Below are 26,705 nucleotides of genomic sequence, written 5' to 3'. Positions count from 1 at the left end.
TCGGCCGCGAGGCCGCGGTCTAGGCTGGGCCGATAGGAGGTCCTCATGGCTATCGCACGACTTCACGGCGGACCGCTCGACGGGCAGCTGCTCCCGCTGCAGAAGCCCGAGCTCGACTCGCTCATCGTCCCCTACGGCGAAGGTCAGATCGTCTACCGCCGCGACGGCGGGCTCGCCCACACGGGCGGCGACGACGGCCCGACCGAGGCCGAGTTCTGGTTCGTCGAGGCCACCGACGACATCGGCAACGCGGCCGACGACTGAGACCGTGGGAGCCCCCGACCCCAACTCCTCGCACTCGGTCGAGATCGAGCTCAAGTTCGACGTCGACCTCGACACGCCCCTGCCCGACTGGACGGCGGTGCCGGGCGTCGCCTCGGTGTCCGAGCCCGAGGTCCGCGAGCTCGACGCCCGCTACCTCGACACGGACGACCTCGCGCTCGCGCACGCCGGCTACGCGCTGCGCCGCCGCACGGGCGGGCCCGACGCCGGCTGGCACATCAAGGGCCCGCGCACAGGCGACGCACGCACCGAGTGGCACTGGCCCCTCGGCGACGACGATCGACTGCCGGATGCTGTCCGCGACGCGGCGAGGACGGTGACGGAGGCCGAACTCACCCCGCTCGCACGCATCCGCAATCACCGCACGGCGTACCACCTGCTCGACGCCGAAGGGGGAGTGATCGCAGAGTTCGTCGACGACCACGTCCGGGCGACCGACGAGCGCTCCGGCACCGAGCGCACGTGGCGCGAGTGGGAGCTCGAGCTCGGCGAGGCTGCCCCCGCCGACCCTGAGTCGTTCTTCACCGCTGCCGGGCTCGCAGTGCACGCGACGGGCGCCCGCCCCGCGGCATCCGATTCCAAGCTCGCCCGCACCCTCGGCCACTGACCCCCGCGCACACCACCTGCGCGAAACTTCACGTATGTCACGCATTGGCGGCGATCGCGTGACATTTGTGAAGTCTCGCGGCTGGGGGCGGAGCCCTGGGGACTTGCCCGGGGGAAAGGGAAAGGCGCGGGGGAACCCGGGCTTTCCGAAAGCCTGATCAGAGGTTGATCATGTGCCCGGCGAGGCCGTGGAACGCTTCCTGGAGCGCCTCGGACAGCGTCGGGTGCGTGTGCACGTTGCGGGCCGCCTCGAGGGCCGTGAGGTCCCACTTCTGCGCGAGCGTCAGCTCGGGAAGCAGCTCCGACACGTCGGGGCCGATGAGGTGGCCGCCGAGCAGCTCGAGGTGCTCGCCGTCGGCGATGAGCTTGACGAAGCCGATGGGCTCGCCGAGGCCGTTGGCCTTGCCGTTGGCCGAGAAGGGGAACTTCGCGACCTTGACGTCGTAGCCGGCGTCGCGCGCCTGCTGCTCCGTGAGGCCGAACGAGGCGACCTGCGGCGAGCAGAACGTCGCGCGCGGCATGTTGCGGTAATCGCCCAGCGTCTGGGTCTCGGCCTTGCCGATGGTCTCCGCCGCGACGACGGCCTGCGCCTCGGCCACGTGCGCGAGCTGCAGCTTCGCCGTCACGTCGCCGATCGCGTAGATGTGGGGGACCGACGTGCGCATGTGGTCGTCGATGTCGATCGCGCCGCGCTCCGTGGGCTTGATGCCCGTGTTCTCGAGTCCGAAGCCCTCGATGTTGGGCGCGAAGCCGACGGACATCATGACCTTGTCGGCCTCGATCGTCTGCGTCTCGCCACCCGCGACCGGCGTGTAGGTCACGGTGACCCTGTCGCCGTGGTCGGTCACGGTCTCGACCTTCATCGAGGTCAGGATGTCGACGCCGTAGCCCTTGTACTGCTTGGTGATCTCCTTCGAGACGTCGACGTCCTCGTTGGGCAGGGCACGGTCGAGGTACTCGATGATCGTGACCTTGACGCCGTAGTTCGTCATGACGAACCCGAACTCCATGCCGATCGCGCCGGCGCCGACGATGACGATCGACTCGGGCAGTTCGCGCGTGAGGATCTGCTCCTCGTACGTCACGATGTTGCCGCCGATCGAGACGCCGGGAAGCGTGCGCACCTTCGAGCCCGTCGCGATGATCGCGTTGTCGAAGGTGACGTCCTCGGTCCCGCCGTCCGCCTTGGTGACCCGGATGGCGTTCGGGCCCGTGAACGAGCCGCGCCCCTCGTACTCGGTCACCTTGTTCTTCTTCATGAGGAAGTGGATGCCCTTGACGTGGCCGCCTGCGACCGTGCGGCTGCGGTCCCACGCGACGCCGTAGTCGAAGGACACGTCGCCCGAGATGCCGAACAGCGCCGCCTTGTGGTGGAACTGGTGCGCGAGGTCGGCGTTCTTCAGGAGCGCCTTCGACGGGATGCACCCGACGTTGAGGCAGACGCCGCCCCAGTACTTCTCTTCGATGATCGCGACAGACAGGCCGAGCTGAGCGCTGCGGACGGCCGCGACATAACCGCCGGGGCCGGCACCGAGGATGACGACGTCGTAGTGAGGCATGCCTCCAGCCTATCGGTCGGCCGGAGGCTCCGATCCCGGCGCGGGACCCGGTTCCGCCGCGGCATCCGGCGCCGTCCGCGACCCCTCCGCGAGGGCCCGCTCGCGGCGTGCGCGCGACACGAGGAGGTAGAGCACCGCGCCCGCGACGGCGAGGAGCAGCACGAGGGCGCCGATGAACCACGGCCGCAGGTCGGCCGTCTCGGCGTCGTCGGCCGGAGATGCAGGGGATGCCGTCGTCGTGGGCTCGGCAGGAGGCGTGGGCGTCGCCGTCGCGGTCTCGATCGGGGTCGGCGTCGCGGTCTCGATCGGGGTCGGCGTCGCGGTCTCGGTGGGAACCGGGGCATCCACCATGAACGTGTATTCGCCTGAGATCGGGTGGCCGTCGCTCGAGACGACCTTCCAGAGCACCGTGACGACACCGGATGCCTCCCCGCTCAGCGCCTGCGTCAGCACGGTGTCGGCGGCGACCGGAGCGCCGTCGGCGAACTGCGTGCCGGCGGCATCCGTCACCGACACCTCGCTCGCGCCGGCGTCCGTCGCGAGCACGCCGCTGAAGGCGAGCGTCAGGGCGTCGGGAAGCGCCGTCAGAGTGGAGTCGGCCGCGGGATCGGTGGTGAGCAGCTCGTCGTGCGCGCTCGCGGGCGACGCAGCGAGGAAGACGGATGCCGCGACCGCCGCTGCGACCGCCGCTGCGACCGACGCTGCGACCGACCCCGCCGCGAAGGCCGTTCCGACTGCGCGGGCGAGGGTCCGTTTGTGAATTCCGTGTGACGACACCCGGCAGAGCCTATCTCGCTCTTCTATGGGACGGCGGGCCGCAATAGCATGGCGGCAGGCGCAGCGGATCGGCTGCGAAACACGACGTCACATTCCCCGGGAGGGTCGCGAAATGGACTCGATGATGATGGACATGATGTCCAAGGACATGAAGATGATGCCCGGCATGGACATGATGGACATGTCGCTCATGCAGGCGTGTATGGACGCCTGCTCGGCTTGCGAGCAGGCCTGCACGGTGTGCTCGACGCAGATGATGTCGTGCGCCCCCGCGTGCATGAACTGCGCGGACATGTGCAACACGATGATGCGCGCCATGATGCGCATGCAGGGCATGAACATGGCCACGATGATGTCGATGCTCGACGCGTGCATCGCGATGTGCCAGTTGTGCATGGACGAGTGCATGGAGCACGCCGACCACAGCGAGGTCTGCAAGATGTGCGCTCAGGCCTGCAAGGCGTGCATGGACGCCTGCATGGCGATGAAGGACTCGATGATGGCGATGGGCTGAGCCCTCGCCTTTCCAGAGAGACTCAGGACAGCGGCGCGACGTTGAAGCGCTGCGAGCCCACCGCAAGCACGTTGTAGCGCTCGTGAAGCGCGACCGGCGCACCCGAGGCCACTTCGCGGGCCGCGCCGGAACCGCTCCAGACCGTGAGCGGGGCGCCCTCGATCGTCCGGAGGACGACGGTGCCGTCCTCGTGCGACGCCTCGACGATCGCGTCGACCCAGTCCGACGGCGTCGCGGCCGCGAGGCGCGACTGGATGAGGTGCAGCGCGTGCCCGGGAGCGAACGTCGAGCAGGCCCGGCCGTGGACGCACATGCACGCCGCACGCTCACGCACCTGGAGGGGCGGGATGTGGGAGTGCGGGGTCGACACGGCTGGCTCCTTGTCAGTAGGTTCGATTACTCGCAAGGCTAGGGAACCTCGGGGGCGAAGGCACGTCAGGTGACACACGGCGCAACATTGCGGAACGTCGTGTCGAACCCCGGATGGCCACATCGCACGCCGAGGTGATCCGATAGGCTGGGCGAAGAGGAGGAGCAGCGTGGACGACAACCGCCGACCGGACGACATCCGCCGCGCTGCGGGCTCCGGCGAGACCCCGGGAGACCGGCCGGCCGACACGACCCAGACGTTCGGGCACGACTCCGATCTGTCCTTCGTGCCGTTCGGCGCCGACCTCTCGACCGCCGAGCTCGAGGCGATCGACGCGCTCCCGTCGCGGTCTGCGATCCTCCTCGTCCGCTCGGGTCCGACGGCCGGTGCCCGCTACCTTCTCGACACCGACGTCACGACCGTGGGGCGGCATCCCGAAGCGGACATCTTCTTCGACGACGTCACGGTGTCGCGCCGCCACGCCGAGATCACGCGGGATGCCTCGACCTTCCAGATCGTCGACCAGCGCTCGCTCAACGGCACCTATGTCAACGGCGAACGTGTCGACCGCGCCAGGCTCGTGAACGGATCCGAAGTGCGGATCGGAAAGTTCCGGCTGAACTTCTTCGTCTCGCCCTCCGACCTGGCGCAGGCCGCGGACCGCTGATGTCGACGGCCTCCGCCCGCGAACGCTCTGCGTCCGCGGGTCTCCTGAGCATTGGACAGGTGCTGGCGCGCCTGGCCCCGGAGTTCCCGACCCTCACGTCGAGCAAGCTGCGCTTCCTCGAGGTGCAGGGAATCGTGACGCCCGTGCGCACCGAGTCCGGCTACCGGAAGTTCTCGACGACGGATCTCGAGCGGCTGCGCCTGGCGCTCACGCTGCAGCGCGACCACTATCTGCCGCTCGTCGTCATCCGCGAGTACCTCGAGGACCTCGACGCGGGCCGCGATCCCGCGCCGCCTGCCGCGACGCCGCCGTCGATCGTGCCGGCACCCCGTCGATACCGGCGCGACGAGCTGCTCTCGGCCGCCGGCGCCGCTCCGCAGCTCCTCAACGACGCCATCAGCACGGGTGTGCTGGCGGGCTCCGACGCCTACACCGACCAGCACGTCGCGATCCTCCGGGCCCTCGTCGCGCTGGACCGGCACGGCATCGAGCCGCGCCATGTGCGGACGCTGCGGCAGAGCGCCGAGCGCGACGTCGCGCTGGTCGAGTCAGCCCTCGCACCCCTCCTGCGCAGGACGGATGCCGCGTCCCGGGCCCGCGCGCACGAGCTCGCGCCGGAGCTCGCGAAGCGGCTCGAGGAGCTGCGCGGCATCTTCGTCCGCGACGCGCTGGAGCGCGGTCTGACGTGAGTCCTCGAGAGTGCTCACGGCGCGACACGCCGGGGCGCTCCGAGCGGATGTCGTTGCCCGCCCTGCAGGGCTGTTCTAGCGTGGAGGTATCGGGTCGGGGAGGAGGCACCGCATGACCGCTCGCGAAGCGTCCGACGAACCGCAGTACGTCGCCGACCTCCTCTTCACAGACGGCCTTCCGGCGATGGACGACGAGGTCGGCTACCGCGGCGCCGTCGCAGCCCGCGCCGCCGGCATCACGTACCGCCAGCTGGACTACTGGGCGCGGACCGAGCTCGTCGAGCCGACCGTCCGCGGCGCGACGGGATCAGGCTCGCAGCGGCTCTACGGCTTCCGCGACATCCTCGTCCTGAAGCTCGTCAAGCGCCTCCTCGACACGGGGATCTCGCTCCAGCAGATCCGCACCGCCGTCGACCAGCTCCGCGCCGCGGGTATCCGCGACCTCACGGGCACGACGCTCATGAGCGATGGGGCATCCGTCTACCTCTGCACGTCCAACGACGAGGTCATCGACCTCATCAGCCGCGGTCAGGGCGTCTTCGGCATCGCGGTCGGCAACGTCCTGCGCGAGGTCGAGTCCTCGCTCGTCGAGTTCGACCCGCAGGCGCCGGACCCCGTCGACGAGCTCGCGGCACGCCGGACCGCCCGCAGCGCCTGACCCGCGGGACCGGCCGGGAAGCGGCATCCGTGCGTCGCCGTATCGTCACGGATCACCGCATCGTCACACGATTCGGGATGCCGGCGTCCGGCGTTGTGGTTATCTGCGACGCTGTGGCGCGCAGCGCGGCCGGGGCGCGGCATCCGTCCGTCGGCGTATTGTCGCGGATCGCCGTTTCGTCACACGATTCGGGATGCTGGCGTCCGGCGTTGTGGTCATCTGCGGCGCTGTGGCGCGCAGCGCGGGCGGGGCCCGACCTTACGCGCGGGCTTCGCCGGGGACCGGGATGCGGCCGGTGCGCATGACGCGGTCCAGAAGCGCGTCGAAGTCGGCGGCGAGCTCCTGAGCGGAGTCGCCGGGCCAGATGTGCAGCGGCTTGGCCGCTCCCTGCGCCTGCTGCAGCGATGTGCGCTCGGGCAGCTGCGGCGAGAGGACGAGCGGGCCGAACATGTCGCGCAGCTCCTTGATGCGGAACTGGTGCTCGATCGACTGCGGACGCACGCGGTTCACCACGATGCCGAGCGGCTGGAGGCGGGGGGAGAGGCCCCGGCGGATCTCCTCGATCGCGCGCAGGGCGCGATCGGCCGCTGCCACAGAGAACAGGCCGGGCTCGGTCACGACGATGACGCGGTCGCTCGCGGCCCACGCCGTGCGCGTGAGCGCGTTGAGCGACGGGGCGCAGTCGATGAGCACGAGGTCGTAGTCGGCCTCGATCGTCGCGAGCGCCTCCTCGAGCTTCCACACGTCGCGGACGCTCGGGTGCGGGCCGTCGAAGTTGATGGCCGACGGGCTGCCGATCATGACGTCGATCGTGCCGGGGTGCACCTTGGCCCACCCGCTGGACGTGATCGCCTGACGGACGACCTTCTCCTTGGGGTTGGCCAGGACGTCGGCGACGTTGAGGCGCCCGGCGACCTGGATGTCCATGCCGGTCGACACGTCGGACTGCGGGTCGAGGTCGACGACGAGCGTGCGGACTCCGCGTGCGAAAGCCGCCGAGGCGAGGCCGAGCGTGACCGTCGTCTTGCCGACGCCGCCCTTCAGCGAGCTGACCGAGAGTACGTGCACGAGGGTCTACGTTACCTTCCCCTAGGCTGAGAGCACACTCCGCCCCCACTTGACGCCGGCCCCAACGAGGTGCGCATGTTCCGGAAGATACTGGTAGCCAACCGCGGCGAGATCGCGATTCGCGCGTTCCGCGCAGCATTCGAACTGGGAGCGCGCACAGTCGCGGTGTTCCCGTACGAGGATCGCGGATCCCTCCACCGGCAGAAGGCCGACGAGTCGTACGAGATCGGCGAGCGCGGGCATCCCGTCCGCGCCTACCTCGATGTCGACGAGATCATCCGCGTCGCGCTGCAGTCCGGCGCCGACGCGATCTACCCCGGCTACGGCTTCCTGTCGGAGAACCCCGACCTGGCCGCGCGCGCGGCCGAGAACGGCATCACGTTCATCGGCCCTTCCTCGACCGTGCTCGGCATGGCGGGCAACAAGGTGACGGCCAAGGAGCACGCGATCGCCGCGGGCGTTCCCGTGCTGGCCTCGACCGAGGCGTCCGACGACGTCGACGGGCTCGTCGCGCAGGCAGCCGAGATCGGGTTCCCGATCTTCGTCAAGGCGGTCGCCGGCGGCGGCGGACGCGGCATGCGCCGCGTCGAGACCCCCGGCGAGCTGCCGCCCGCGATCGCGGAGGCGATGCGCGAGGCGGGCGCCGCTTTCGGCGACCCCCGCGTCTTCCTCGAGCAGGCCGTCGTCCGCCCCCGTCACATCGAGGTCCAGATCCTCGCCGACGCCACGGGCGAGACGGTGCACCTCTTCGAGCGCGACTGCTCGGTTCAGCGCCGCCACCAGAAGGTCATCGAGATCGCGCCCGCGCCGAACCTCGACGACGAGCTGCGTCAGAAGATCCACCGCGACGCCGTCGCGTTCGCGCGCTCGATCTCCTACGTCAACGCGGGGACCGTCGAGTTCCTCGTCGACACGGCGGGGGAGCGCGCCGGCCAGCACGTCTTCATCGAGATGAACCCGCGCATCCAGGTCGAGCACACGGTCACCGAAGAGGTGACGGATGTCGACCTCGTGCAGTCGCAGATGCGCATCGCCGCGGGGGCCACGCTGCGCGAGCTCGGCCTCGAGCAGAAGGACATCACGCTCCGCGGCGCCGCCCTGCAGTGCCGCATCACGACGGAGGACCCCGCGCAGGGCTTCCGCCCCGACACGGGCCGCATCACGACCTACCGCTCACCCGGTGGCGCCGGCATCCGTCTCGATGGCGGCACGACGGCGGCGGGCTCGCAGATCAGCCCGCACTTCGACTCGATGCTCGCCAAGCTCACGTGCCGCGGCCGTGACTTCCCGGCGGCGGTCGCCCGCGCCAAGCGCGCCCTCGCCGAGTTCCGCATCCGCGGCGTTTCGACCAACATCCCGTTCCTGCGGGCCGTGCTCGAGGACCCCGCCTTCGTCGCGGGCGATCTCAGCACGTCGTTCATCGACGAGCGGCCCGAGCTCCTCACGAGCCACCCCTCGCGCGACCGCGCCACGAAGCTGCTCAACTGGCTCGCCGACGTCACGGTCAACCGCCCGTACGGCGAGAAGCCGCTGTCTGTGTCGCCGGGCAGCAAGCTCCCGGACATCGACCTCACGTCGCCGCCGCCCGCGGGCACGCTCGACCGGCTGCGCGAGCTCGGCCCCGCGGAGTTCGCACGGAGCCTGCGCGCCCAGACCGCGCTCGCCGTCACCGAGACGACCTTCCGCGACGCCCACCAGTCGCTGCTGGCGACGCGCGTGCGCACGCGCGACCTCGTCCGCGTCGGGCCGCACCTCGCGCGCATGACGCCGCAGCTGCTCTCGGTCGAGGCGTGGGGCGGCGCGACGTACGACGTCGCGCTGCGCTTCCTCGCAGAGGACCCGTGGGAGCGCCTCGAGGCCCTGCGCGCGGCGATGCCGAACGTGCCGATCCAGATGCTCCTGCGCGGGCGCAACACCGTCGGCTACACGCCGCGGCCCGTCACCGTGACCGACGCGTTCGTCCGCGAGGCCGCCGCGACCGGCGTCGACATCTTCCGCATCTTCGACGCCCTCAACGACGTCTCCCAGATGCGGCCGGCGATCGAGGCGGTCGTCGGCACCGGCACCGCTGTCGCCGAAGTCGCCATGTGCTACACGGGAGACCTCCTCGACCCCGCCGAGCCGCTGTACACGCTCGACTACTACCTGCGGCTCGCGGAGGAGATCGTCGAGTCCGGCGCGCACATCATCGCGATCAAGGACATGGCGGGGCTCCTGCGCCCCGGCGCGGCTGCGAAGCTCGTGGCGGCGCTGCGCGAGCGCTTCGACCAGCCCGTGCACGTGCACACGCACGACACGGCGGGCGGCCAGCTCGCGACCCTGCTCGCCGCGAGCGCAGCGGGGGCGGATGCTGTCGACGCCGCGGCCGCGCCCCTTGCGGGCACGACGAGCCAGCCGTCGCTGTCGGCTCTCGTCGCGGCGCTCGCGCACACCGAGCGCGACACAGGGCTGGACCTGCAGGCGGTCAGCGACCTCGAGCCGTACTGGGAGGCCGTGCGCCACCTGTACCGGCCGTTCGAGTCGGGGCTCCCGGGCCCCACGGGCCGCGTGTACCACCACGAGATCCCGGGCGGGCAGCTGTCGAATCTGCGTCAGCAGGCGATCGCCCTCGGCCTCGAGGACGACTTCGAGCTCATCGAGGACATGTACGCCGCCGCCGACCGCATCCTCGGCCGGATCCCCAAGGTGACGCCGTCGTCGAAGGTCGTCGGCGACCTCGCGCTCGCGCTCGTCGCGGTGCGGGCCGATCCCGCCGACTTCGAGGCGAACCCGCAGAACTACGACATCCCGGACTCGGTCGTCGGGTTCATGGCGGGTGAGCTGGGTGACCTCCCGGGAGGATGGCCCGAGCCGTTCCGATCGAAGGTGCTCGCGGGCCGCGAGGTGTCCATCGACATCCCCGCACTGACCGAGGCCGAGGAGGAGGGGCTCGCGGGCGACGCGGCGACGCGTCGGCGGACGCTCAACCGGCTGCTCTTCCCCGCGCCGACGAAGCAGTTCGAGGAGACCCGCGAGGCGTACGGCGACCTGTCGGCGCTCGGGACTCCCGACTACCTCTACGGCCTCACGCCGGGCGAGGAGCACGTCGCCGAGATCGATCCGGGCGTGCAGCTCTACGTCGGACTCGAGGCGATCGGCGCCGCGGATGCCAAGGGCATGCGCACCGTCATGACGACGCTCAACGGCCAGCTGCGGCCCGTCTACGTGCGCGACCGCTCGATCAAGGTCGAGACGGTCGCCGCCGAGCGCGCCGACACCTCGAAGCCCGGCCAGGTCGCCGCCCCGTTCTCGGGAGCCGTGACCGTCAAGGTCGAGGTCGGAGACACAGTGACGGCAGGACAGCCGGTGGCCGCGATCGAGGCGATGAAGATGGAGGCCGCCATCACTGCGCCCGTCGACGGCGTCGTGGAGCGGCTCGCCTTCTCGGGCACGCAGCAGGTGGACGCGGGTGACCTTTTGGTCGTCATACGTCCCGCCCAGTAGCCTGGGTGGAGGGGCACGACGCCCGATCCACCCCCTGGAGACCATGCAGTGACGCCCGACCGCAATGAACCGACACCTGACGAACAGCCTGAGAACGGCGTGCTCGCCGACACCGGCGCGATCAACACCGCCGGCTTCGGCATCCTGGACGGTGCGACGGAGCAGGTGAGCGTCGAGTTCCCCGTCGGCGACGAGGACGACATCGACGATGACGACGTCATCGGCGACGAGGTCGAGGTGTTCGACATCCTCCACGGCGACGACCTCTCGTCGAACCTGGAGCCCGAGGCGGCGATCGTCGAGGAGCCGGCCGCAGAAACCTTCGAAGCAGCTGTCCCGGATGTCGTCGACGCAGAGGTCGTGGACGCCGAGGAGATCGTCGACGAGGATCTGGATGACCTCGTCGCCACCGACCCGACCGAGTCGAGTATGGAGGCCGAGATCGTGAGCGAACAGGCAGCATCCGACCGCGACGAGTCGTGGACGGCATACCTTCCCCCCGCGACCCCCGCGAGCCCAGGGACCGACGCCGTGCCGACCACGACGGGTTCGACGCCGGCGACGCGGCGCGAGGCGCACGCCGACACTTCCGAGCGCCTCGAGCGTGCACACGCCGTCGAGCGCGTCGCGCCGACGCGACCCGACGTCGCGCTGACGTCCAAGCGCCTCGGCGAGTTCGAGCCGGGGCGCGAGTCGGCCGACCTCCTGACGGCCGACCGCCTGCTCGACCCGCACCAGGTCGTGCGGCCGGAGCCCGAGGGCGCGTGGCAGCACTTCCTCTACTCGATCAGCGGCCACCGCATCAACCTCGGCGACGGCAAGCGCGCACGCGCCCGCAAGGAGCTCGACCGGCGCATCTCCGCTCCGCTCGGCGTCGGCGCCCGATTCGTGCCCGTCATGTCCCGCAAGGGCGGCGTCGGCAAGACCACGATCACGACGCTCCTCGGCATGGCGCTCGCGGATGCCCGCGACGACCGCGTCATCGCCGTCGACGCCAACCCCGACCGCGGCACCCTCGCCGACCGCATCGCGCACAAGAACGGCAAGACCGTCCGCGACCTCGTCCGCGACCGCGCCGACATCTCGGGCTACGCCGGCATCTCGTCGGTCGTCGCGCGCGACGACACGCGCCTCGACGTCCTGGCATCGGATGCCGACCCCCGCGTGTCCGAGGCGTTCAGCGACCGCGACTATCACGACGTGGCGGCCCTCGCGGCGCACTACTACTCGATCGTCCTTACCGACACCGGGACGGGCATCGTCCACTCCGTCATGCAGGCGACGCTCGAACTCGCCGACCAGCTCGTCATCGTCTCGGGGCTGAGCGTCGACGAGGCGCGCCTCGCGTCCGAGACGCTGACCTGGCTCGAGACGAACGGCTACTCGGAGCAGGTGCGCAACGCCATCGTCGTGCTCAACAGCGCGCGCCCCGGCACGCCGCTCGTGCGCCTCGACGAGCTCGAGACGCACTTCCGCACTCGGGTGCGCTCCGTCGTGCGGGTGCCGTACGACCCGCACATCGGGGCCGGCACCGCCATCACGTTCCGCGACCTGCGTCCCGAGACGCGCCTCGCGGCCCGCGAGCTCGCTGCGAACGTCGTCGAGGGACTGCGCTCGCTCGCGTCGGCGGCCTGACGTGACGGTGGCGGCTTGACATGACTGTAAGGCCCATCCGCCTCTTCGGCGACCCCGTTCTGCGCGCCCCGAGCGCGCCCATCACCGTGATCGACGACGGCGTGCGCGCCCTCGTGCAGGATCTGCTCGACACCGTCGCGCTCCCCGGTCGCGCGGGCGTCGCGGCTCCGCAGATCGGCGTGGGCCTGCGCGCGTTCAGCTACAACATCGACGGCGACATCGGCTACATCCTCAATCCCGAGGTCGTCGAGGTCTCCGGAGAGCTCGGGCCGACGGGAGAGGGATGCCTCTCCGTCCCGGGGCTCTGGCACGATGCGCTGCGGCATCCGCACGCGAAGGTCGTGGGCATGGATCTCGACGGGCAGGAGGTCGTGCTCGAGGGCGACGGTCTGCTTGCGCAGGCTCTGCAGCACGAGACCGATCATCTGGACGGGATGCTGTACCTCCAGCGTCTCTCACCGGAGGACCGCAAGATCGCGATGCGCGAGATCCGCGAGTCGGACTGGCTCTGACATCGAAGCGGCCCCGCGCATCGCGCGGGGCCGCTTCGGTGTCACCGCTCGGTCACCCGCCGAGCGAGACGTTCGTCGTCGAGACGGGGACGTTGTAGAGCTCGTCGATCTCGCCCGCGAAGTCCTCCAGGATGACGTTGCGCTTGATGCTCATCTTCGGCGTGAGATGCCCGCTCGCCTCGGTCCACTCCGTCGGGAGGATCGTGAACTTGCGGATCGACTCGGCGCGCGAGACGGCCTTGTTGGCGTGGTCGATCGCCTTCTGCACCTCGGCGCGGACGGCGCTGTTCTTCGCGGCGTCGGTGAGAGACATGTCGCCGGGCAGCCCGTTGTTGGCGAGCCACGTCGGGAGCATCTCCGGGTCGAGCGTCACGAGCGCCGAGATGAACGGCTTCTGGTCGCCGACGACGACGACCTGACCGACGATCGGGTTGGCGCGGATGGGGTCCTCGAGGGCGGCGGGGGCGACGTTCTTGCCTCCGGCGGTCACGATGATCTCCTTCTTACGGCCCGTGATGCTGAGGAAGCCCTCGTCGTCGAACGAGCCGAGGTCGCCAGTCTTGAACCACTCGCCGTCGAACGTCGCCGCGGTCGCCTCGGGGTTGCGCCAGTACTCCTTGAAGACGTTGATGCCGCGCACCTGGATCTCGCCGTCGTCGGCGAGCCGGATGCCGACGCCGGGGAGGGCGGGGCCGACGGTGCCGATCTTCGACTTCGTCGCGAGGTTCACCGTCGCGGGCGCCGTCGTCTCGGTGAGGCCGTAGCCCTCGAGGATCACGACGCCGAGGCTGTGGAAGAAGTGCCCGAGCCGCGGGCCGAGGGGAGCGGAGCCCGAGACGGCGTACGACACGCGGCCGCCCATGGCCTCGCGCAGCTTGCTGTAGACGAGGCGGTCGAACAGGGCGAACTTGAGCTTCGTGCCGAGCGGGATCTTCTTGCCGTCCTGCTCGAGCTGCGAGTGCTCGACGGCGGTCTTGGCGGCGGAGCGGAAGATCTTGCCCTTTCCGCCCGCTTCGGCCTTCTGCTCGGCAGAGTTGTAGACCTTCTCGAAGACGCGGGGGACCGCGAGCAGGAACGTCGGCTTGAACGAGCCCAGGGCAGGCAGCAGCTGCTTCGTGTCGGGCTGGTGACCTGTCTTGACGCCCGAGTGGACGGCGAGGATCGAGATGAACCGCGCGAAGACGTGCGCCGTCGTGATGAAGAGGAGCGTCGACGCTCCGGGCGCCTCGACGACGTCGGACAGCGCCTTGGCGGCGTTGCGGCTCAGCTCGACGAAGTTGCTGTGCGTCAGGACGCAGCCCTTGGGGCGGCCCGTCGAACCCGACGTGTAGATGAGCGTCGCGATGTCGGCGCCGTTCGCGATGTTGCGGCGCCGCTCGATCTCGTCATCCGAGACCTCCTTGCCCTGCTCGACGAGCTTCGCGAGGTCGCCGCCGTGCATGGTCCAGGTCGACCGGAGGAGCGGCAGCTCCGCACGTGCCTCGTCGAGGCGCGCCGAGTGGTCCGGGCCCTCCGTGATGCATGCGACGGCACCCGAGTCGGTCAGGGCCCACGCGATCTGCGCGGGCGAGCTCGTCTCGTAGATGGGCACCATGACGGCGCCCGCGTAGAAGAGGGCGAAGTCGACGAGGGTCCAGTCGTACGTCGTGCGGGCGATGAAGCCGACCTTGTCACCGGGCTCGACGCCTGCGGCGGCGAAGCCTTTGGCGAGGGCGATGACCTGGCGCTGGAACTCCGCGGCGGTGATGTCGCGCCATCCGTCGCCTTCGGGAACGGCGAAGAGGGCGCGATCCGGTGTCTTCTTCACCCGCTCCACGAGAAGATCTGTGACGTTCGCCTGCGGGTCTGCGGGAACGATCGCGGGGACTTCGAATTGGATCACGGCAACTCCTTCGGTACCGATCTGGGAGGCGGGGGTATGGTCCGAGTCTAAGCGCACGATCCCGCCCGCATCGGTCCGGCACGGGTGTCATGGGGCCGCATGCGGTGGGTGCGCCGCCGATAGACTTCAACGCGCCGTCGCGTCGCGACGCGCGGGAAGGGAGTGCGGTGCTCAAGGTCGGAATCGACATCGGCGGGACGAAGATCGCGGGCGGTGTGGTCGACGACGATGGGCACATCGTCGAGCAGCTCCGCGTCGACACTCCCGTCGACATCGCGGCGCTCGAAGACGCCGTCGTGGACATGGTGCGGCACTTCTCCGACAGCCACGAGGTCACTGCGGTCGGTGTCGCGGCGGCCGGCTTCGTCGACAAGGACGGCGCCGTCATCATCCACGCGCCGAACATCGCCTGGCGCAACGAGCCGCTCAAGGAGAAGCTCGAGGCGCGGCTGAGCACTCCCGTCACGATCGAGAACGACGCGAACGCGGCGGGCTGGGCGGAGTACCGGTTCGGCGGCGGCGCCGGCGTGGACGACATGGTCATGCTTACGCTCGGCACGGGCGTCGGCGGCGCCATCGTGCTCGGCGGCAAGCTCTACCGCGGCGGCCACGGCATCGGCGCCGAGCTCGGCCACATGCGCTTCATCCGCGACGGCCGTCCCTGCGGCTGCGGGCAGAGCGGATGCCTCGAGCAGTACGCGTCGGGCCGGGCACTCCAGCGCGAGGCCAACGAGATCGCGGACGGCGGCGGGATCGGCGAGGCCCTCGCCGCGCACCGTGCGGAGAAGGGCAACATCAGCGGACCGGCCGTGTCGCGGCTCGTCCTGGCCGGAGACCCCGGCGCCGTCGAGGCGCTGAGGCGAGTCGCGACGGCGCTCGGCGAGGCGTGCGGCGGGTTCCAGGCGGTCCTCGACCCGTCGCTCTTCGTCATCGGCGGAGGCGTCGCGCAGCTGGGCGACCTCCTGCTCGAGCCCGTCCGCCTCGCCTACGAGACGGCCCTCCCGGGCTACGGCGACCGGCCGATCGCGGAATTCGCGATCGCCCGGATGGGCAACGACGCCGGCATCATCGGCGCCGCGGACCTCGCCGGAGGCGGCGCGTAGCGTCATACTGCCCATAGGGCGCATCGGAGGCTGTTTCTGGCGATGTTCTACTGGTTCATGAAGTACATCGTGATCGGACCGATCACGAAGGCGATCTGGCGACCCTGGATAGTCGGGCGACGGAACATTCCAGCATCCGGCGGCGCGATCCTGGCGAGCAACCATCTGTCGTTCGTCGACTCGATCTTCCTGCCGCTCATGATCGACCGGCCCGTCTCGTTCCTCGCCAAGAGCGACTACTTCACGGGCAAGGGCATCAAGGGCCGGGCCACCCGCATGTTCTTCAAGATGTCCGGGCAGATCCCGATCGACCGGTCGGGCGGCAAGGCGTCCGAGGCATCCCTCAACACGGGCCTTCAGGTGCTGGGCCGCGGGGATCTCCTCGGAATCTACCCGGAGGGCACGCGCAGCCCCGACGGGAAGCTCTACCGGGGCCGGACGGGCCTGGCCCGGATGGCGCTCGAGGCGCGCGTCCCCGTCGTCCCGGTCGTCATGGTCGACACCGACACGATGCTGCCGATCGGCACGCACTGGCCGCGGATCGTCCGCGTGGGCATCGTGATCGGCGAGCCGCTGGACTTCTCGCGCTTCGAGGGCATGGAGGGCGATCGCTACATCCTCCGCTCCGTGACCGACGAGATCATGGTCGCGCTGCAGCGGATCGGCGAGCAGGAGTACGAGGACGTCTACGCCTCGACCGTGAAGGACCGGCTGCCCAAGAAGCCGCGTCCCGCCCAGGCGTAGCAGGGGACCGGGTGCGGCATCCGCGCCGATAGACTTGCCGGATGCTTCAGCAGCTCGACACCCTCGACCACTGGCGGACTCTGCCCATCAAGCAGCAGCCCGAGTGGTATGACCGGGATGCCGTCGCCGCCGTCTCGGCCGAGATCGCGACGCTGCCGCCGCTCGTGTTCGCGGGCGAGGTCGACCTCCTCCGCGAGCGCCTCGCGCGCGCGGCGGCGGGCAAGGCGTTCCTGCTCCAGGGCGGCGACTGCGCAGAGACGTTCGCGGGTGCGACGGCCGAGCAGATCCGCAACCGCATCAAGACCGTCCTGCAGATGGCGGTCGTGCTGACCTACGGCGCGTCGATGCCCATCGTGAAGATGGGCCGCATGGCGGGCCAGTTCGCCAAGCCGCGATCGAGCGACACCGAGACGCGCGGCGAGGTGACGCTGCCGGCGTACCGCGGCGACATCGTCAACGGCTACGACTTCACCGAGGCATCCCGGCAGCCGGACCCGGCCCGACTGCTGAAGGGCTACCACACGGCCGCGTCGACGATCAATCTGATCCGCGCGTTCACGCAGGGTGGCTTCGCCGACCTCCGCGAGGTGCACTCGTGGAACAAGGGCTTCGCGCAGAACCCCGCCAACCAGCAGTACGAGCGCCTCGCCACCGAGATCGACCGCGCCATCAAGTTCATGGAGGCGGCCGGCGCCGACTTCGACGAGCTCCGCCGCGTCGAGTTCTACACGGGCCACGAGGGTCTGCTGATGGACTACGAGCGCCCCATGACCCGCATCGACTCGCGCACCGGAACGCCGTACAACACGTCGGCGCACTTCGTGTGGATCGGCGAGCGCACGCGCGACCTGGACGGCGCGCACGTCGATTACTTCTCGCGCATCCGCAACCCCATCGGCGTCAAGCTCGGCCCGACGACGTCGCCTGAGACGACGCTCGAGCTGATCGACAAGCTCGACCCCGAGCGCGAGCCGGGACGCCTGACCTTCATCACGCGCATGGGCGCGGGCAGGATCCGCGATGCGCTGCCGCCGCTGCTCCAGGCCGTCAAGGACTCGGGCGCCACTCCGCTGTGGGTCACCGACCCCATGCACGGCAATGGCATCACGACGCCCACGGGCTACAAGACGCGCCGTTTCGACGACGTCGTGGACGAGGTCCGCGGCTTCTTCGAGGCGCACCGCGCGGTCGGCACGTTCCCCGGGGGCATCCACGTCGAGCTCACGGGCGACGACGTGACGGAGTGCCTGGGCGGCTCGGAGCAGATCGACGAGGCGACCCTCGCGACGCGCTACGAGTCCCTGTGCGACCCGCGACTCAACCACATGCAGAGCCTCGAGCTCGCATTCCTCGTCGCCGAGGAGCTCGAGCGCCTCTAACCCCAGATGCGCGAAACTTCACGAATGTCCGCCTCTGGCCCCAGTTGCGTGACATTTGTGAAGTCTCGCGTGGTTCTCCTCTCCTCCCCAGGGAGAGAGCGCACGGTGTGAGGCGCGAGGCCGCGATGATCGCGGGATGCCGCGACTCTCGCCTCTGCCCGATTCGCTCTCGCTCGGCCCCTTCCGCTATGCGGAGGCCGTGGTATCCGGCGTCTCACGCCGAAGGCTTCGCGGTCCTGGACTCGAGCATCCGTTCCACGGTCTCTACGATCCGATGGGTCCGCCAGCGGACGTCATCGAGGCGTGCGAACGGCTCGTTCCTCTCCTGAGTGACGAGCACTGGGTCAGCCACCTCACGGGCGCACGCGCGTGGGGATGCCCGCTGCCCCTTGGATGGACGTCCGACGAGCCGCTTCACATCACCGCCCTGAACGACGCTGTGCCGCTTCGTCGTCCCGGCGTCATCGGCTGGGAGACCGAGGAACGCGACACTCCGCGCGGCATGCTGGGTCTGCTTCCGGTGCTGGCTCCGGCCGACGTCTGGTGTCAGCTCGCGACTCCCGGGGCTACGGGGGTCGATCCGGAGACCGGGCGGAAGTTGATGCTGAGCGCAGATCGGCTTGTTGCGGTCGGCGATTATCTGCTCACGGGCCCCAAGCGGGCGGGCGGAAGAGTTCCCCTCTGCACAGTCCAGGATCTCGTCTCCGCAGTCGCGCGCCGTCGGGGTAAGCGCGGCGCGAAGGCGCTCCGGTTGGCACTCGACCTGATCAGAGCAGGCGCACAATCGCCGAAGGAGACGCAGCTGCGGCTCGACCTCGTCCGGGCTGGTTTGCCTGAGCCTGATGTCCAGGTTCCGATCCTGACCGCTCAAGGACTGCGCCACGCTGATCTCGGCTATCCAGCGGAACGCGTTCTCCTCGAATATCTAGGCGACCATCATCGTTTGGACCGCGCCCAATGGCTCGAGGACCTCACGCGCGTGCAACTCTTCCAGGATGCCGGATACCAGGTCTTCCTCGTCGGCGCCGCGGATCTCGAATCCGGTTGCCGAGCGCTCGCCACACGTGTCCGTCGCGCGCTCAACGGCCGCCACTACGGCTCGTGACTCCGCGAGACTTCACGAATGTGACGCTGGGGCACGCCAGGCGTGACATTTGTGAAGTTTCGCGCACCGGCCGCGCGGGGCGGCGTCAGAGGGCGGCGCGGATGCGCATCGAGACGACGGTGCCCTTGGTGTGCATCGAGTCCGCCTCGGGGTCCTGCGCCTCGACCTCGGTGACCTGGTCGGGGAACAGGTCCCAGCTCGTGTTGTAGTCGAACTGGAAGCCCGCCTCGTCAAGCGCCGCCTTGGCCTGATCGCGCGTCATGCCGACCACGTTCGGCACGGGGAACAGCGGGGGACCGGACGACACGATGAGCGTCACGGCCTCGCCGGGACGCCACGAGCCGCCGCCCTCGCGGTCGGCGATCCGGATGACGAGGCCCACCGCGAGGGACTCGCTCGTCTCGTCGGCGGTGCCGGCGATCTTCAGGCCCTTGGCGTTGAGGGCGGCCGTCGCGTCGCCGACGCTCTGGCCCGCGACATCCGGAACCGGCCCGACCGAGACGGCCAGGACCGCGGAGTCGCCCTCGTGGACGGTGCACCCGGCGCCGCAGTCGATCGCCTCGGCGCCGGAGCGCGGCGTCACGGTCGCACCGATCGTCGTGTTCTCGGCCTGATCGGTGAAGTACTGCTCGTCATCGCCGACGACGACCTTGGCGCCCTGCAGCGCCGCACGGGCCTGATCGGAGGGGAGCCCGTTCAGCTGCGCGATGTCGTGATCCTGCGGGCCCTTCGAGACGAGCACCGTGACGGTCGACTCCTTGTCGACACGCGCGCCCGCGCCCGGCTCGGATCCGACGGTCGTGCCGGCGGCGATGTCGAAGTCGAAGACGTCCTTCTGCGCGGCGACGAGCCCGTCGGCGGCGAGCACACCCTGGGCCTGCTCGAACGTCATGTCCGCGACATCCGGCACCGCGACCTGCGAGCCGGGACCCGACCCGAAGAACCACCCGATGCCGGCGGCGATCAGCGCCAGCACGACGACGAGCGCGAAGAGCCAGCCGCCCCGGCGGGCGCGCCGCTTGGTCGCGGTCCGCAGTCGCGCGGCGTTGTCGACGTCGTCGATCGCGGCCATGGGTCCGGTGATCGCGGCCGGCAGCACCTTCGTGAGCTCGGCCTGCGCGCCGCCTTCGTCGCGGATGACGCTCGTGGGCGCCGTCCGCGCCACCTGCGGCTGGATGCCGAGCTCGTGCTCGATCTCGCGCAGCCGGTCGAGCATCTCGCGCGCATCCGCCGGCCGCTCGTCGGGCGCCTTCTCCGTCGCCCACAGGACGAGCTCGTCCAGCTGCTCGGGCACGCCCGGATTCTTGACGCTCGGCCTCGGCACGGAGTCCGTCGCGTGCTGGAACGCGATCTGCATGGGCTGCTCGCCCTGGTACGGCTGCTCGCCCGCCAGCATCTCGTACAGCATGATGCCCAGCGAGTAGATGTCGCTGCGCGCGTCGGCCGTGCCGCGGGTGACGAGCTCGGGTGCGAGGTACGCGATCGTGCCGAGCAGCTGAGAACCCGTCGCGGTGTTCGCCGTCGTTGCGCGCGCGAGCCCGAAGTCGCCGATCTTGATGCGCCCGTCCTCCGCGAGGAGCACGTTCTCGGGCTTGACGTCGCGGTGCACGATGCCGGCGCGGTGCGCCGCGGCGAGGCCGGAGAGGACAGCATCCATGATCGTGATCGTCTGCGCGATCGTGAGCCGCTTCTGCTCGCGGAGGAGCTCGCGCAGCGTGATGCCCGGCAGGTACTCCATGACGAGGTACGCCATGTCGCCGTCCTGACCCTGGTCGAAGACGTTGACGACGTGCGGATCGGCGAGCCTCGCGGCGGCGCGCGCCTCCTGGATGAACCGGCTCTGGAACACGGTGTCGTCGCTCAGGTGGCCGTGCATGACCTTGAGGGCGATCCGCCGCTCGAGCCGCAAGTCGGTCGCGACGTACACGGTCGCCATGCCGCCGCGCGCGATGCGCGCGCGGACCCGGTATCGGCCGTCGACGAGACGTCCGATCAGCGGGTCGGCCTGCTGACTCGTGCTCACGGCTCAGAGTCTACGGACGAGAGCCCGGGACCCCGCGGAGCGCCTCACCCGCCCGGCGGGCCTGTCTGCGGCTCACCCGTAGGTCGCGAGCCACGTCTTCGCGGCCGTCTCCCACTTGGCGTAGGCGTCCGGGTACGCCGAGATCTGCACGGCCTGCGCGGCCTCGGTGAAGGACAGCTTCTGCCACCCGGGGATGTCGAGGAGCCCGCGCGAGTTCGCGCCGTTGGGGTCGGAGCGCCCGCCGTAGAAGGCGCGTGTCGCGCGGTCGGCGTTGCGGACCTGCTTCTTGGTGCCCCAGCCCGCGCTCGGGCGCTGCTGGAAGAGGCCGAGCGAATCGCGGTCGCCCCAATCGAGGTTGCGCAGCGACGACTCCTGCATCGCGGCGCCGAGTGCGATCGCGATCCCGCGGTCGGGGACGCCGAGCTCGCGCCCGATCCGGATGATCCGCTGCACGTGGGCGATCTGAGTCTCGTCCAGTTGCGGGACGGGCTCCTGCCGCGGCTCGGAGCCGGGCGCGGAGGTCTGTGCCGGCGCCGGCGACGGTGACGGCGTCGAGGCGCCGGGGATGGTGATCTTCTGGCCGGGGTAGATGATCGACGACCAGCCGAGCCCGTTCGCCGCGAAGAGGGCCTTCACGGTCACGCCGTGCTTCCCCGCGATCGCCGTGAGGGTGTCGCCCGCCACGACGACGTGGGTTCCGGATGCTGCCCCCGGCGCAGCGGGAGCGGCCGGGGCAGCGGGTGCCGCAGGCACGCCAGGAGCCGCGGCGGCGGCCTTCCCGGAGATCTTGATCTTCTGGCCCGGGTAGATGATCGACGACCAGCCGAGCCCGTTCGCCGCGAACAGCGCCTGGACGGTGATGCCATGGCGCACCGCGATCGCAGAGAGCGTGTCGCCCTTCTGCACCGTGTACGAACCGGCCGAGGGCGCGGGCGCCGCTGGGGCGGGCTGTGCCGACGGCGCCTTGCCCGTGAGCTTGAGCACCTGGCCGGGCTGGATGATCGAGGCGGACGTCAGTCCGTTGAGGGCGAGGACGTCGGCCGTCCGCAGCCCGTAGCGCATCGCGATGCCGAAAACGGTGTCGCCGCGCTGCACGGTGTGGGTCGCGGGGACCGCGACGGCGGTCCGGACGGCGCGCGGCACGACGGCGCCCGTGACACCCAGCTTGGGCATGAGCGCGGGCCGCATCTCGGCCTCTCGCTCCACGGCGGCCGCCGGCGGTGCGGTCAGCATGAGCGCGATCGATCCCGCAACGGCGGCGGGCACGACAGCCGCGGCTGCCATGGACTTGCGGTCGGTGTGTCGCACGAGTGTCCCCCCTCTGTGACCACCACACCGTGTCACGGAAGTCAATCAGTGTCAACAGGTGATAAAGGAGGTGCCAATGTGATTGATGTGGCTGAAGTCATCTCGAAAGCAGGGCGAGACGCGACCGGCGGCAGGGTGAGATAGTGGCTTGGTGACCGCTGTACCCGCGCCTCGCGTCGAGACCGATTGGCTGACACTTCCCGAACTCGTCGAGGTCCTCGGCGAACCGCTGGGCCGCGTGCGACGGCTGCTGGACGAGTTCCAGCTCGTCGGATCGCGCCGCGACGGCGCTCTCAAAGTCCCCGCGATCTTCATCGTCGACGGCCGGCCGCTCACGTCGCTGCGGGGGACCGTGTTCGTCCTCCACGACGCGGGCTTCGACGACGACGAGGCGATCGACTGGCTGCTCACGGAGGACGACTCGATCGGCGTCGCGCCCATCGAGGCGCTCCTCGCGGGCCGCAAGAGCGAGGTCCGTCGCGTCGCTCAGGCGCTCGCCTGAACCGCCTGCCGGCCTGAGCCGGCCGTCCCGGCGTCAGTTCGCGCGCACTGTCGCGGCGCGCGCGAGCTCCCGCAGGTCGTTGACGGCGGCGTCGCCGAGCCTCGCTCCTGACAGCGCCCGCTCGGCCTCCCGCGCGTAGTCGGCGATGAGCCCCTCGACGCGGTCGAGGGCACCCGTGTCGACGATCGTGCGCTGCAGCCAGGCGATCTGCTCGGGGTCCAGGTCCGGATCCCCGACGAGCTCGTCGACGATCCGGCGGGCCGAGGCATCCAGTCGCTCGCGCGTGTACGCGACGAGCACGGTGCGCTTGCCCTCCCGCAGGTCGTCGCCGGAGGGCTTTCCGGTCTGGGCCTCGTCGCCGAAGACCCCCAGCACGTCGTCGCGCAGCTGGAAGGCCATTCCGAGCGGATGCCCGAACGCCGCGAGGGCCGCCTGCTGCGCGGCATCCGCCCCGGCCAGCGCGGCGCCGATCGCGAGCGGCTGCTGCACGCTGTAGCGGGCCGACTTATAAGAGGCCACGCGCAGCGCCCGCTCCGCGTGGCGATCGTCCGGCTCGGAGAGGAACGCAGACTCCTCGGCGATGTCGAGGAACTGCCCGACGGTCACGTCCCGGCGCATCCTCGCGTACTCGGTCCGCGCGGCGGAGGCGACGGAGGGGGATGCTGTCGCAAGCCCCTGCTCGAGCAGGTCGTCGCTCCACGCGACGAGCAGGTCGCCGAGGAGGATCGCGCCCGAGGTGCCGAACGCCGCGGCGTGGCCGGCCCAGCCGGCGGAGCGATGCGACTCCTCGAGCGCACGGTGGGCGGCGGGGCGGCCGCGACGGGTGTCGGAGTTGTCGATGACGTCGTCGTGGACGAGGGCCGCGACGTGGAAGACCTCGAGCGCCGCCGCCGCCGAGACGAGCTCGTCCGAAAGGTCCGATCGGCCGCCGCCGAACTCCGTGACCGCCCGGTGTCCCGCGATGCAGAAGCGCCCGCGAAGCCGCTTTCCGCCGCTCAGCGCGACGGCTGCAGCCTCGACGAACAGTGCCGCTTCGGACCCCAGCTCGGCTGTCGCGTCGCGCTCACCCGAGATGAAGGTATCCAGTCGCTGGGAAATCGCCGCGACCGGGTCCGCTGAGGGTGACACGGGCCTAGCCTAGTGATCGAGGGCACGCGTACAATCGACGCGTCCGGGACCGCAAGAGGGGGATGCATGCCACTCTCCGAACAGGAGCAGCGACTGCTCGACGAGATGGAACGCCATCTCATGCACAACGACGCCGACGTCGTCAGTGCGCCGCGCGATGGCCGCACCCTGAGCTACCGCAACATCGTCTACGGCACGATCCTCGTGCTGCTGGGCCTCGGCGGACTGATCATCGGCGTCTCGACCGATCTCGTCGTCGTGGGCGTCCTCGGCTTCATCGTGATGCTGGGGGGCGTGGTCCTCGCCGTCACCCCCACGCGCGGACCTGGCCGCATGCCGGCCGATCCGGACAAGCCCGCCAAGACGCGATCGTCGTCGTCGTTCATGGATCGCATGAACGATCGCTGGGACCGTCGGCAGGAAGACCGCTGACCGTCCGCTGATCCACTGAGAGCACCGACCTTCGGGTCGGTGCTTTTTTGTTGCCTGGGAACCGGGGCTGACGCGCGACGTCCGGGGCTGTACACCGGATCGTGGTGCGAATGGGTGGCAAAGTGGAGGTAAGTGGAGTAGCGTGGGGCCACAACCCGTCGGGGGGCCGAACGAAGGGGGGTGATGTGCCGATGCTGTTGGGCACGCACACTCCCAAGCTCGACGAGAAGGGGCGCGTCATCCTCCCCTCGAAGTTCCGGGACGACCTCGGCGGCGGCGTCGTCGTCACCCGGGGCCAGGAGCGCTGCCTCTACGTGTTCAGCACGGTGGAGTTCGAGCGCGTGTACGAGCGGATCCGCGAGGCGCCGCTCACCAACAAGCAGGCCCGCGACTTCCAGCGCATGTTCCTCTCGGGTGCGAGCGCGGAGAAGCCCGACAGCCAGAACCGCGTCACGATCCCGCCGCATCTGCGGACGTACGCGGGGCTCGAGCGCGACCTCGTCGTGACGGGTGTCGGCGCGCATGCGGAGATCTGGAACGCCGACGCGTGGAACGCGTATGCGGAAAGCAACGAAGACAGCTACTCGGAGATGGAGCAGGAGGTGATTCCGGGTCTGTTCTGAGCCCTCGACTGTGACTCCCAGCCGCTCCCGCCCTGGCGCACTTCCCCGGTGCCAGGTCAGAGCGGATGGGGATCAGGGCCGAGGGAGCACTCGGCAGACCCACACATCATGAACCTCCGCGACATCCACACCCCCGTCCTGCTCGAGCGCTGCGTCGAGCTGCTTGCACCTGCCTTCGAGCGCGAGGGCGCCGTCCTCGTCGACGCGACGCTCGGCATGGGCGGGCACTCGGAGGCGCTCCTCGAGCGGTTCCCCGGCATACGTCTCATCGGCGTCGACCGCGACCAGGACGCCCTGCGCATCGCGGCGGAGCGGCTCGCGCCGTTCGGTGACCGCGTGACGCTCGTGCACACGGTGTACGACGGGATCGCCGGCGCAGTCTCCTCCACTGGCCTCCACCACGTCGACGGCATCCTGTTCGACCTCGGGGTCTCGTCCCTCCAGCTCGACGTCGCCGGGCGCGGATTCGCCTATTCGCAGGACGCGCCTCTGGACATGCGCATGGACCAGTCCTCCGGGATGACGGCCGCCGATGTGCTGGCGACCTACAGCGAAGGACAGCTCCGGCGCATCTTCGAGCGCTACGGCGAGGAGAAGCTCGCCGGCCGCTACGCGCGGGCCATCATCGCGGCACGGGCCCAAGCCCCGATCCTGCGGTCGTCGCAGCTCGTCGAGGTGCTCGTCGCTGCGACCCCCTACGCCGCGCAGCGGACGGGCCACCCGGCCAAGCGCGTGTTCCAGGCGCTGCGGATCGAGGTCAACGCCGAGCTCGCGGTGCTCGAGCGCGCCATCCCCGCCGCGATGGACCTGCTGCCCGTCGGCGGTCGGCTCGTCGTCATGTCGTACCAGTCCCTCGAGGACCGCCTGGTCAAGCGGGTGTTCGCGGATGCTGTGGCCTCGACGGCGCCCGCCGGGCTCCCCGTCGAGCTGCCCGAGCACGCACCGCGCTTCCGGCTGCTCGTGAAGGGCGCCGAGCTCGCGTCCGAGGAGGAGATCGCGCGCAACCCGCGGGCGACCCCGGTGCGGCTGCGCGCCGTCGAGCGCGTCAGGGAGGCGGCATGAGCCTCGCAGCACAGACCACGCTCGCGCCGGTCCGGCAGGAGAGCCCGGCGCGCAGGCTCCGGCTCCTCGGCGCGCCGGCCCGCCGACGCCGGCCGAAGGTCATGTACGCGATCGTCGCGGTCGCGGGCGCCGTCGCCATCGGCGCGGCCCAGATGGCGCTGTCGGTCCTGACGACGCAGAGCTCGTACCAGATCGCCGAGCTCACGAGCCAGCAGCGCGAGCTGTCGTGGGAGAAGCAGATGCTCTATGACGACGTCGCGGGGCTCAGCTCGCCGCAGTACCTCGCGGCCAACGCCTCGGCGCTCGGCATGGTGATCAACGAGTCGCCCAGCTACCTGCGGCTCTCAGACGGCGCGATCCTCGGCGCGAGCCAGGTCGCACTCGGAGCCTCCTCGGTCGACGCGATCAACCGCGGCGCCGTGCCCAACGCCCTCATCACCGACACGCCGCTCGTCACCGACCCCGACGCGACGATCCAGGGCCTGCCCCTCGAGGCGCCGCCGGCGGACGAGGCGGCCGCGGACGGCGGGACGCATGCCGTGAACACACCCCCTCCCATCACCGACGGACTCCCGACCCCGACCACGCACTGAG

General features: G+C 70.2%; 26 protein-coding genes. 18 read left to right on the top strand and 8 right to left on the bottom strand.

Annotated features, from left to right (window positions below; translation table 11 throughout):
* The first annotated feature begins 45 nt into the window (after positions 1-45).
* Together ABZ477_RS17230 and ABZ477_RS17225 are read left to right on the top strand one after the other, a co-directional pair.
* Positions 46-264 (top strand): response regulator, encoded by a 219-nt coding sequence (locus ABZ477_RS17230; protein ID WP_360135685.1) that lies wholly within the window; start codon positions 46-48, stop codon positions 262-264.
* Between the two features lie 4 nt (positions 265-268).
* Positions 269-889: a CYTH domain-containing protein gene (locus ABZ477_RS17225; protein WP_360135683.1), complete on the top strand. Its 621-nt coding sequence runs from the start codon at positions 269-271 to the stop codon at positions 887-889.
* 157 nt (positions 890-1,046) lie between these two features.
* Here ABZ477_RS17225 and lpdA read toward each other — a convergent pair whose 3' ends face one another.
* Together lpdA and ABZ477_RS17215 are read right to left on the bottom strand one after the other, a co-directional pair.
* The gene (gene lpdA, locus ABZ477_RS17220) at positions 1,047-2,447 is read right to left on the bottom strand and encodes a dihydrolipoyl dehydrogenase (RefSeq protein WP_360135681.1); all 1,401 of its coding nucleotides are present in this window, start codon (positions 2,445-2,447) and stop codon (positions 1,047-1,049) included.
* Between the two features lie 9 nt (positions 2,448-2,456).
* Positions 2,457-3,224 carry a copper resistance CopC family protein gene (locus ABZ477_RS17215; RefSeq protein ID WP_360135679.1) on the bottom strand — a complete coding sequence of 256 codons (768 nt, stop codon included), beginning with the start codon at positions 3,222-3,224 and terminating at the stop codon, positions 2,457-2,459.
* Between the two features lie 112 nt (positions 3,225-3,336).
* Here ABZ477_RS17215 and ABZ477_RS17210 point away from each other — a divergent pair, with 112 nt between their 5' ends.
* On the top strand, positions 3,337-3,738 hold the full coding sequence (locus ABZ477_RS17210) for a hypothetical protein (RefSeq protein WP_360135677.1): 402 nt from the start codon (positions 3,337-3,339) through the stop codon (positions 3,736-3,738).
* Between the two features lie 22 nt (positions 3,739-3,760).
* Here the strand turns inward: ABZ477_RS17210 and ABZ477_RS17205 are convergent, their stop codons facing one another.
* A complete protein-coding gene (locus ABZ477_RS17205; RefSeq protein WP_360135675.1) occupies positions 3,761-4,108 on the bottom strand; it encodes a hypothetical protein in 348 nt (115 codons plus the stop codon).
* A gap of 169 nt (positions 4,109-4,277) precedes the next feature.
* On the opposite strand from ABZ477_RS17205, the gene ABZ477_RS17200 reads away from it, so the two are divergent.
* From ABZ477_RS17200 to ABZ477_RS17190, 3 genes are all read left to right on the top strand, one after another.
* Positions 4,278-4,775: an FHA domain-containing protein gene (locus tag ABZ477_RS17200; protein ID WP_360135673.1), complete on the top strand. Its 498-nt coding sequence runs from the start codon at positions 4,278-4,280 to the stop codon at positions 4,773-4,775.
* Positions 4,775-5,464, top strand: coding sequence for a MerR family transcriptional regulator (locus ABZ477_RS17195; protein WP_360135671.1), 690 nt, complete (start codon positions 4,775-4,777; stop codon positions 5,462-5,464). The genes ABZ477_RS17200 and ABZ477_RS17195 overlap by 1 nt, the downstream gene beginning before the upstream one ends.
* A gap of 112 nt (positions 5,465-5,576) precedes the next feature.
* Complete coding sequence (locus tag ABZ477_RS17190; RefSeq protein ID WP_360135669.1) at positions 5,577-6,122, top strand: MerR family transcriptional regulator; 546 nt, start codon at positions 5,577-5,579, stop codon at positions 6,120-6,122.
* A gap of 258 nt (positions 6,123-6,380) precedes the next feature.
* Here the strand turns inward: ABZ477_RS17190 and ABZ477_RS17185 are convergent, their stop codons facing one another.
* Positions 6,381-7,190, bottom strand: coding sequence for a ParA family protein (locus tag ABZ477_RS17185; RefSeq protein WP_133544325.1), 810 nt, complete (start codon positions 7,188-7,190; stop codon positions 6,381-6,383).
* A 75-nt stretch (positions 7,191-7,265) separates the two neighbouring features.
* Between ABZ477_RS17185 and ABZ477_RS17180 the strand changes: the two genes are divergently transcribed.
* From ABZ477_RS17180 to def, 3 genes are all read left to right on the top strand, one after another.
* Complete coding sequence (locus ABZ477_RS17180; RefSeq protein ID WP_360135666.1) at positions 7,266-10,673, top strand: pyruvate carboxylase; 3,408 nt, start codon at positions 7,266-7,268, stop codon at positions 10,671-10,673.
* Positions 10,674-10,772: 99 nt separating this feature from the next.
* Positions 10,773-12,308 (top strand): AAA family ATPase, encoded by a 1,536-nt coding sequence (locus tag ABZ477_RS17175; RefSeq protein ID WP_360135664.1) that lies wholly within the window; start codon positions 10,773-10,775, stop codon positions 12,306-12,308.
* 20 nt (positions 12,309-12,328) lie between these two features.
* The gene (gene def / locus ABZ477_RS17170) at positions 12,329-12,820 is read left to right on the top strand and encodes a peptide deformylase (protein WP_360135662.1); all 492 of its coding nucleotides are present in this window, start codon (positions 12,329-12,331) and stop codon (positions 12,818-12,820) included.
* 52 nt (positions 12,821-12,872) lie between these two features.
* Here def and ABZ477_RS17165 read toward each other — a convergent pair whose 3' ends face one another.
* The gene (locus tag ABZ477_RS17165; protein WP_360135660.1) at positions 12,873-14,702 is read right to left on the bottom strand and encodes a long-chain fatty acid--CoA ligase; all 1,830 of its coding nucleotides are present in this window, start codon (positions 14,700-14,702) and stop codon (positions 12,873-12,875) included.
* A 167-nt stretch (positions 14,703-14,869) separates the two neighbouring features.
* Between ABZ477_RS17165 and ABZ477_RS17160 the strand changes: the two genes are divergently transcribed.
* The 4 genes from ABZ477_RS17160 (at position 14,870) to ABZ477_RS17145 (ending at position 19,033) form a co-directional block, all read left to right on the top strand.
* On the top strand, positions 14,870-15,805 hold the full coding sequence (locus ABZ477_RS17160; protein ID WP_360135658.1) for an ROK family glucokinase: 936 nt from the start codon (positions 14,870-14,872) through the stop codon (positions 15,803-15,805).
* Between the two features lie 42 nt (positions 15,806-15,847).
* Positions 15,848-16,549, top strand: a complete 702-nt coding sequence (locus tag ABZ477_RS17155) for a lysophospholipid acyltransferase family protein (protein WP_360135656.1) — start codon at positions 15,848-15,850, stop codon at positions 16,547-16,549.
* A gap of 41 nt (positions 16,550-16,590) precedes the next feature.
* Positions 16,591-17,928, top strand: a complete 1,338-nt coding sequence (locus ABZ477_RS17150; protein ID WP_360135654.1) for a class II 3-deoxy-7-phosphoheptulonate synthase — start codon at positions 16,591-16,593, stop codon at positions 17,926-17,928.
* A gap of 439 nt (positions 17,929-18,367) precedes the next feature.
* Positions 18,368-19,033, top strand: a complete 666-nt coding sequence (locus ABZ477_RS17145; protein WP_360135652.1) for a hypothetical protein — start codon at positions 18,368-18,370, stop codon at positions 19,031-19,033.
* 85 nt (positions 19,034-19,118) lie between these two features.
* Here the strand turns inward: ABZ477_RS17145 and pknB are convergent, their stop codons facing one another.
* Positions 19,119-21,056: a Stk1 family PASTA domain-containing Ser/Thr kinase gene (pknB, locus tag ABZ477_RS17140; protein WP_360135650.1), complete on the bottom strand. Its 1,938-nt coding sequence runs from the start codon at positions 21,054-21,056 to the stop codon at positions 19,119-19,121.
* A gap of 72 nt (positions 21,057-21,128) precedes the next feature.
* Positions 21,129-22,364, bottom strand: coding sequence for a LysM peptidoglycan-binding domain-containing protein (locus ABZ477_RS17135; RefSeq protein WP_360135648.1), 1,236 nt, complete (start codon positions 22,362-22,364; stop codon positions 21,129-21,131).
* A gap of 151 nt (positions 22,365-22,515) precedes the next feature.
* Between ABZ477_RS17135 and ABZ477_RS17130 the strand changes: the two genes are divergently transcribed.
* Positions 22,516-22,866, top strand: coding sequence for an Rv2175c family DNA-binding protein (locus ABZ477_RS17130; RefSeq protein ID WP_360135646.1), 351 nt, complete (start codon positions 22,516-22,518; stop codon positions 22,864-22,866).
* A gap of 33 nt (positions 22,867-22,899) precedes the next feature.
* Here ABZ477_RS17130 and ABZ477_RS17125 read toward each other — a convergent pair whose 3' ends face one another.
* Positions 22,900-23,994 carry a polyprenyl synthetase family protein gene (locus ABZ477_RS17125; protein WP_360135644.1) on the bottom strand — a complete coding sequence of 365 codons (1,095 nt, stop codon included), beginning with the start codon at positions 23,992-23,994 and terminating at the stop codon, positions 22,900-22,902.
* A 66-nt stretch (positions 23,995-24,060) separates the two neighbouring features.
* On the opposite strand from ABZ477_RS17125, the gene ABZ477_RS17120 reads away from it, so the two are divergent.
* From ABZ477_RS17120 to ABZ477_RS17105, 4 genes are all read left to right on the top strand, one after another.
* A complete protein-coding gene (locus ABZ477_RS17120; RefSeq protein WP_360135642.1) occupies positions 24,061-24,426 on the top strand; it encodes a DUF3040 domain-containing protein in 366 nt (121 codons plus the stop codon).
* 191 nt (positions 24,427-24,617) lie between these two features.
* Positions 24,618-25,049 (top strand): division/cell wall cluster transcriptional repressor MraZ, encoded by a 432-nt coding sequence (gene mraZ / locus ABZ477_RS17115; RefSeq protein ID WP_360135709.1) that lies wholly within the window; start codon positions 24,618-24,620, stop codon positions 25,047-25,049.
* Positions 25,050-25,157: 108 nt separating this feature from the next.
* Positions 25,158-26,111 carry a 16S rRNA (cytosine(1402)-N(4))-methyltransferase RsmH gene (gene rsmH / locus ABZ477_RS17110; protein WP_360135640.1) on the top strand — a complete coding sequence of 318 codons (954 nt, stop codon included), beginning with the start codon at positions 25,158-25,160 and terminating at the stop codon, positions 26,109-26,111.
* Positions 26,108-26,704: a hypothetical protein gene (locus tag ABZ477_RS17105; RefSeq protein WP_360135638.1), complete on the top strand. Its 597-nt coding sequence runs from the start codon at positions 26,108-26,110 to the stop codon at positions 26,702-26,704. The genes rsmH and ABZ477_RS17105 overlap by 4 nt, the downstream gene beginning before the upstream one ends.
* Position 26,705: the final 1 nt, after the last annotated feature.

Source organism: Microbacterium sp. NPDC019599 (genome assembly GCF_040632175.1).
In the GTDB taxonomy this organism is placed as follows: domain Bacteria; phylum Actinomycetota; class Actinomycetes; order Actinomycetales; family Microbacteriaceae; genus Microbacterium.
The sequence above is the reverse complement of the archived record's forward strand: the minus strand, read 5'-3'. Positions and strand labels throughout refer to the sequence as shown.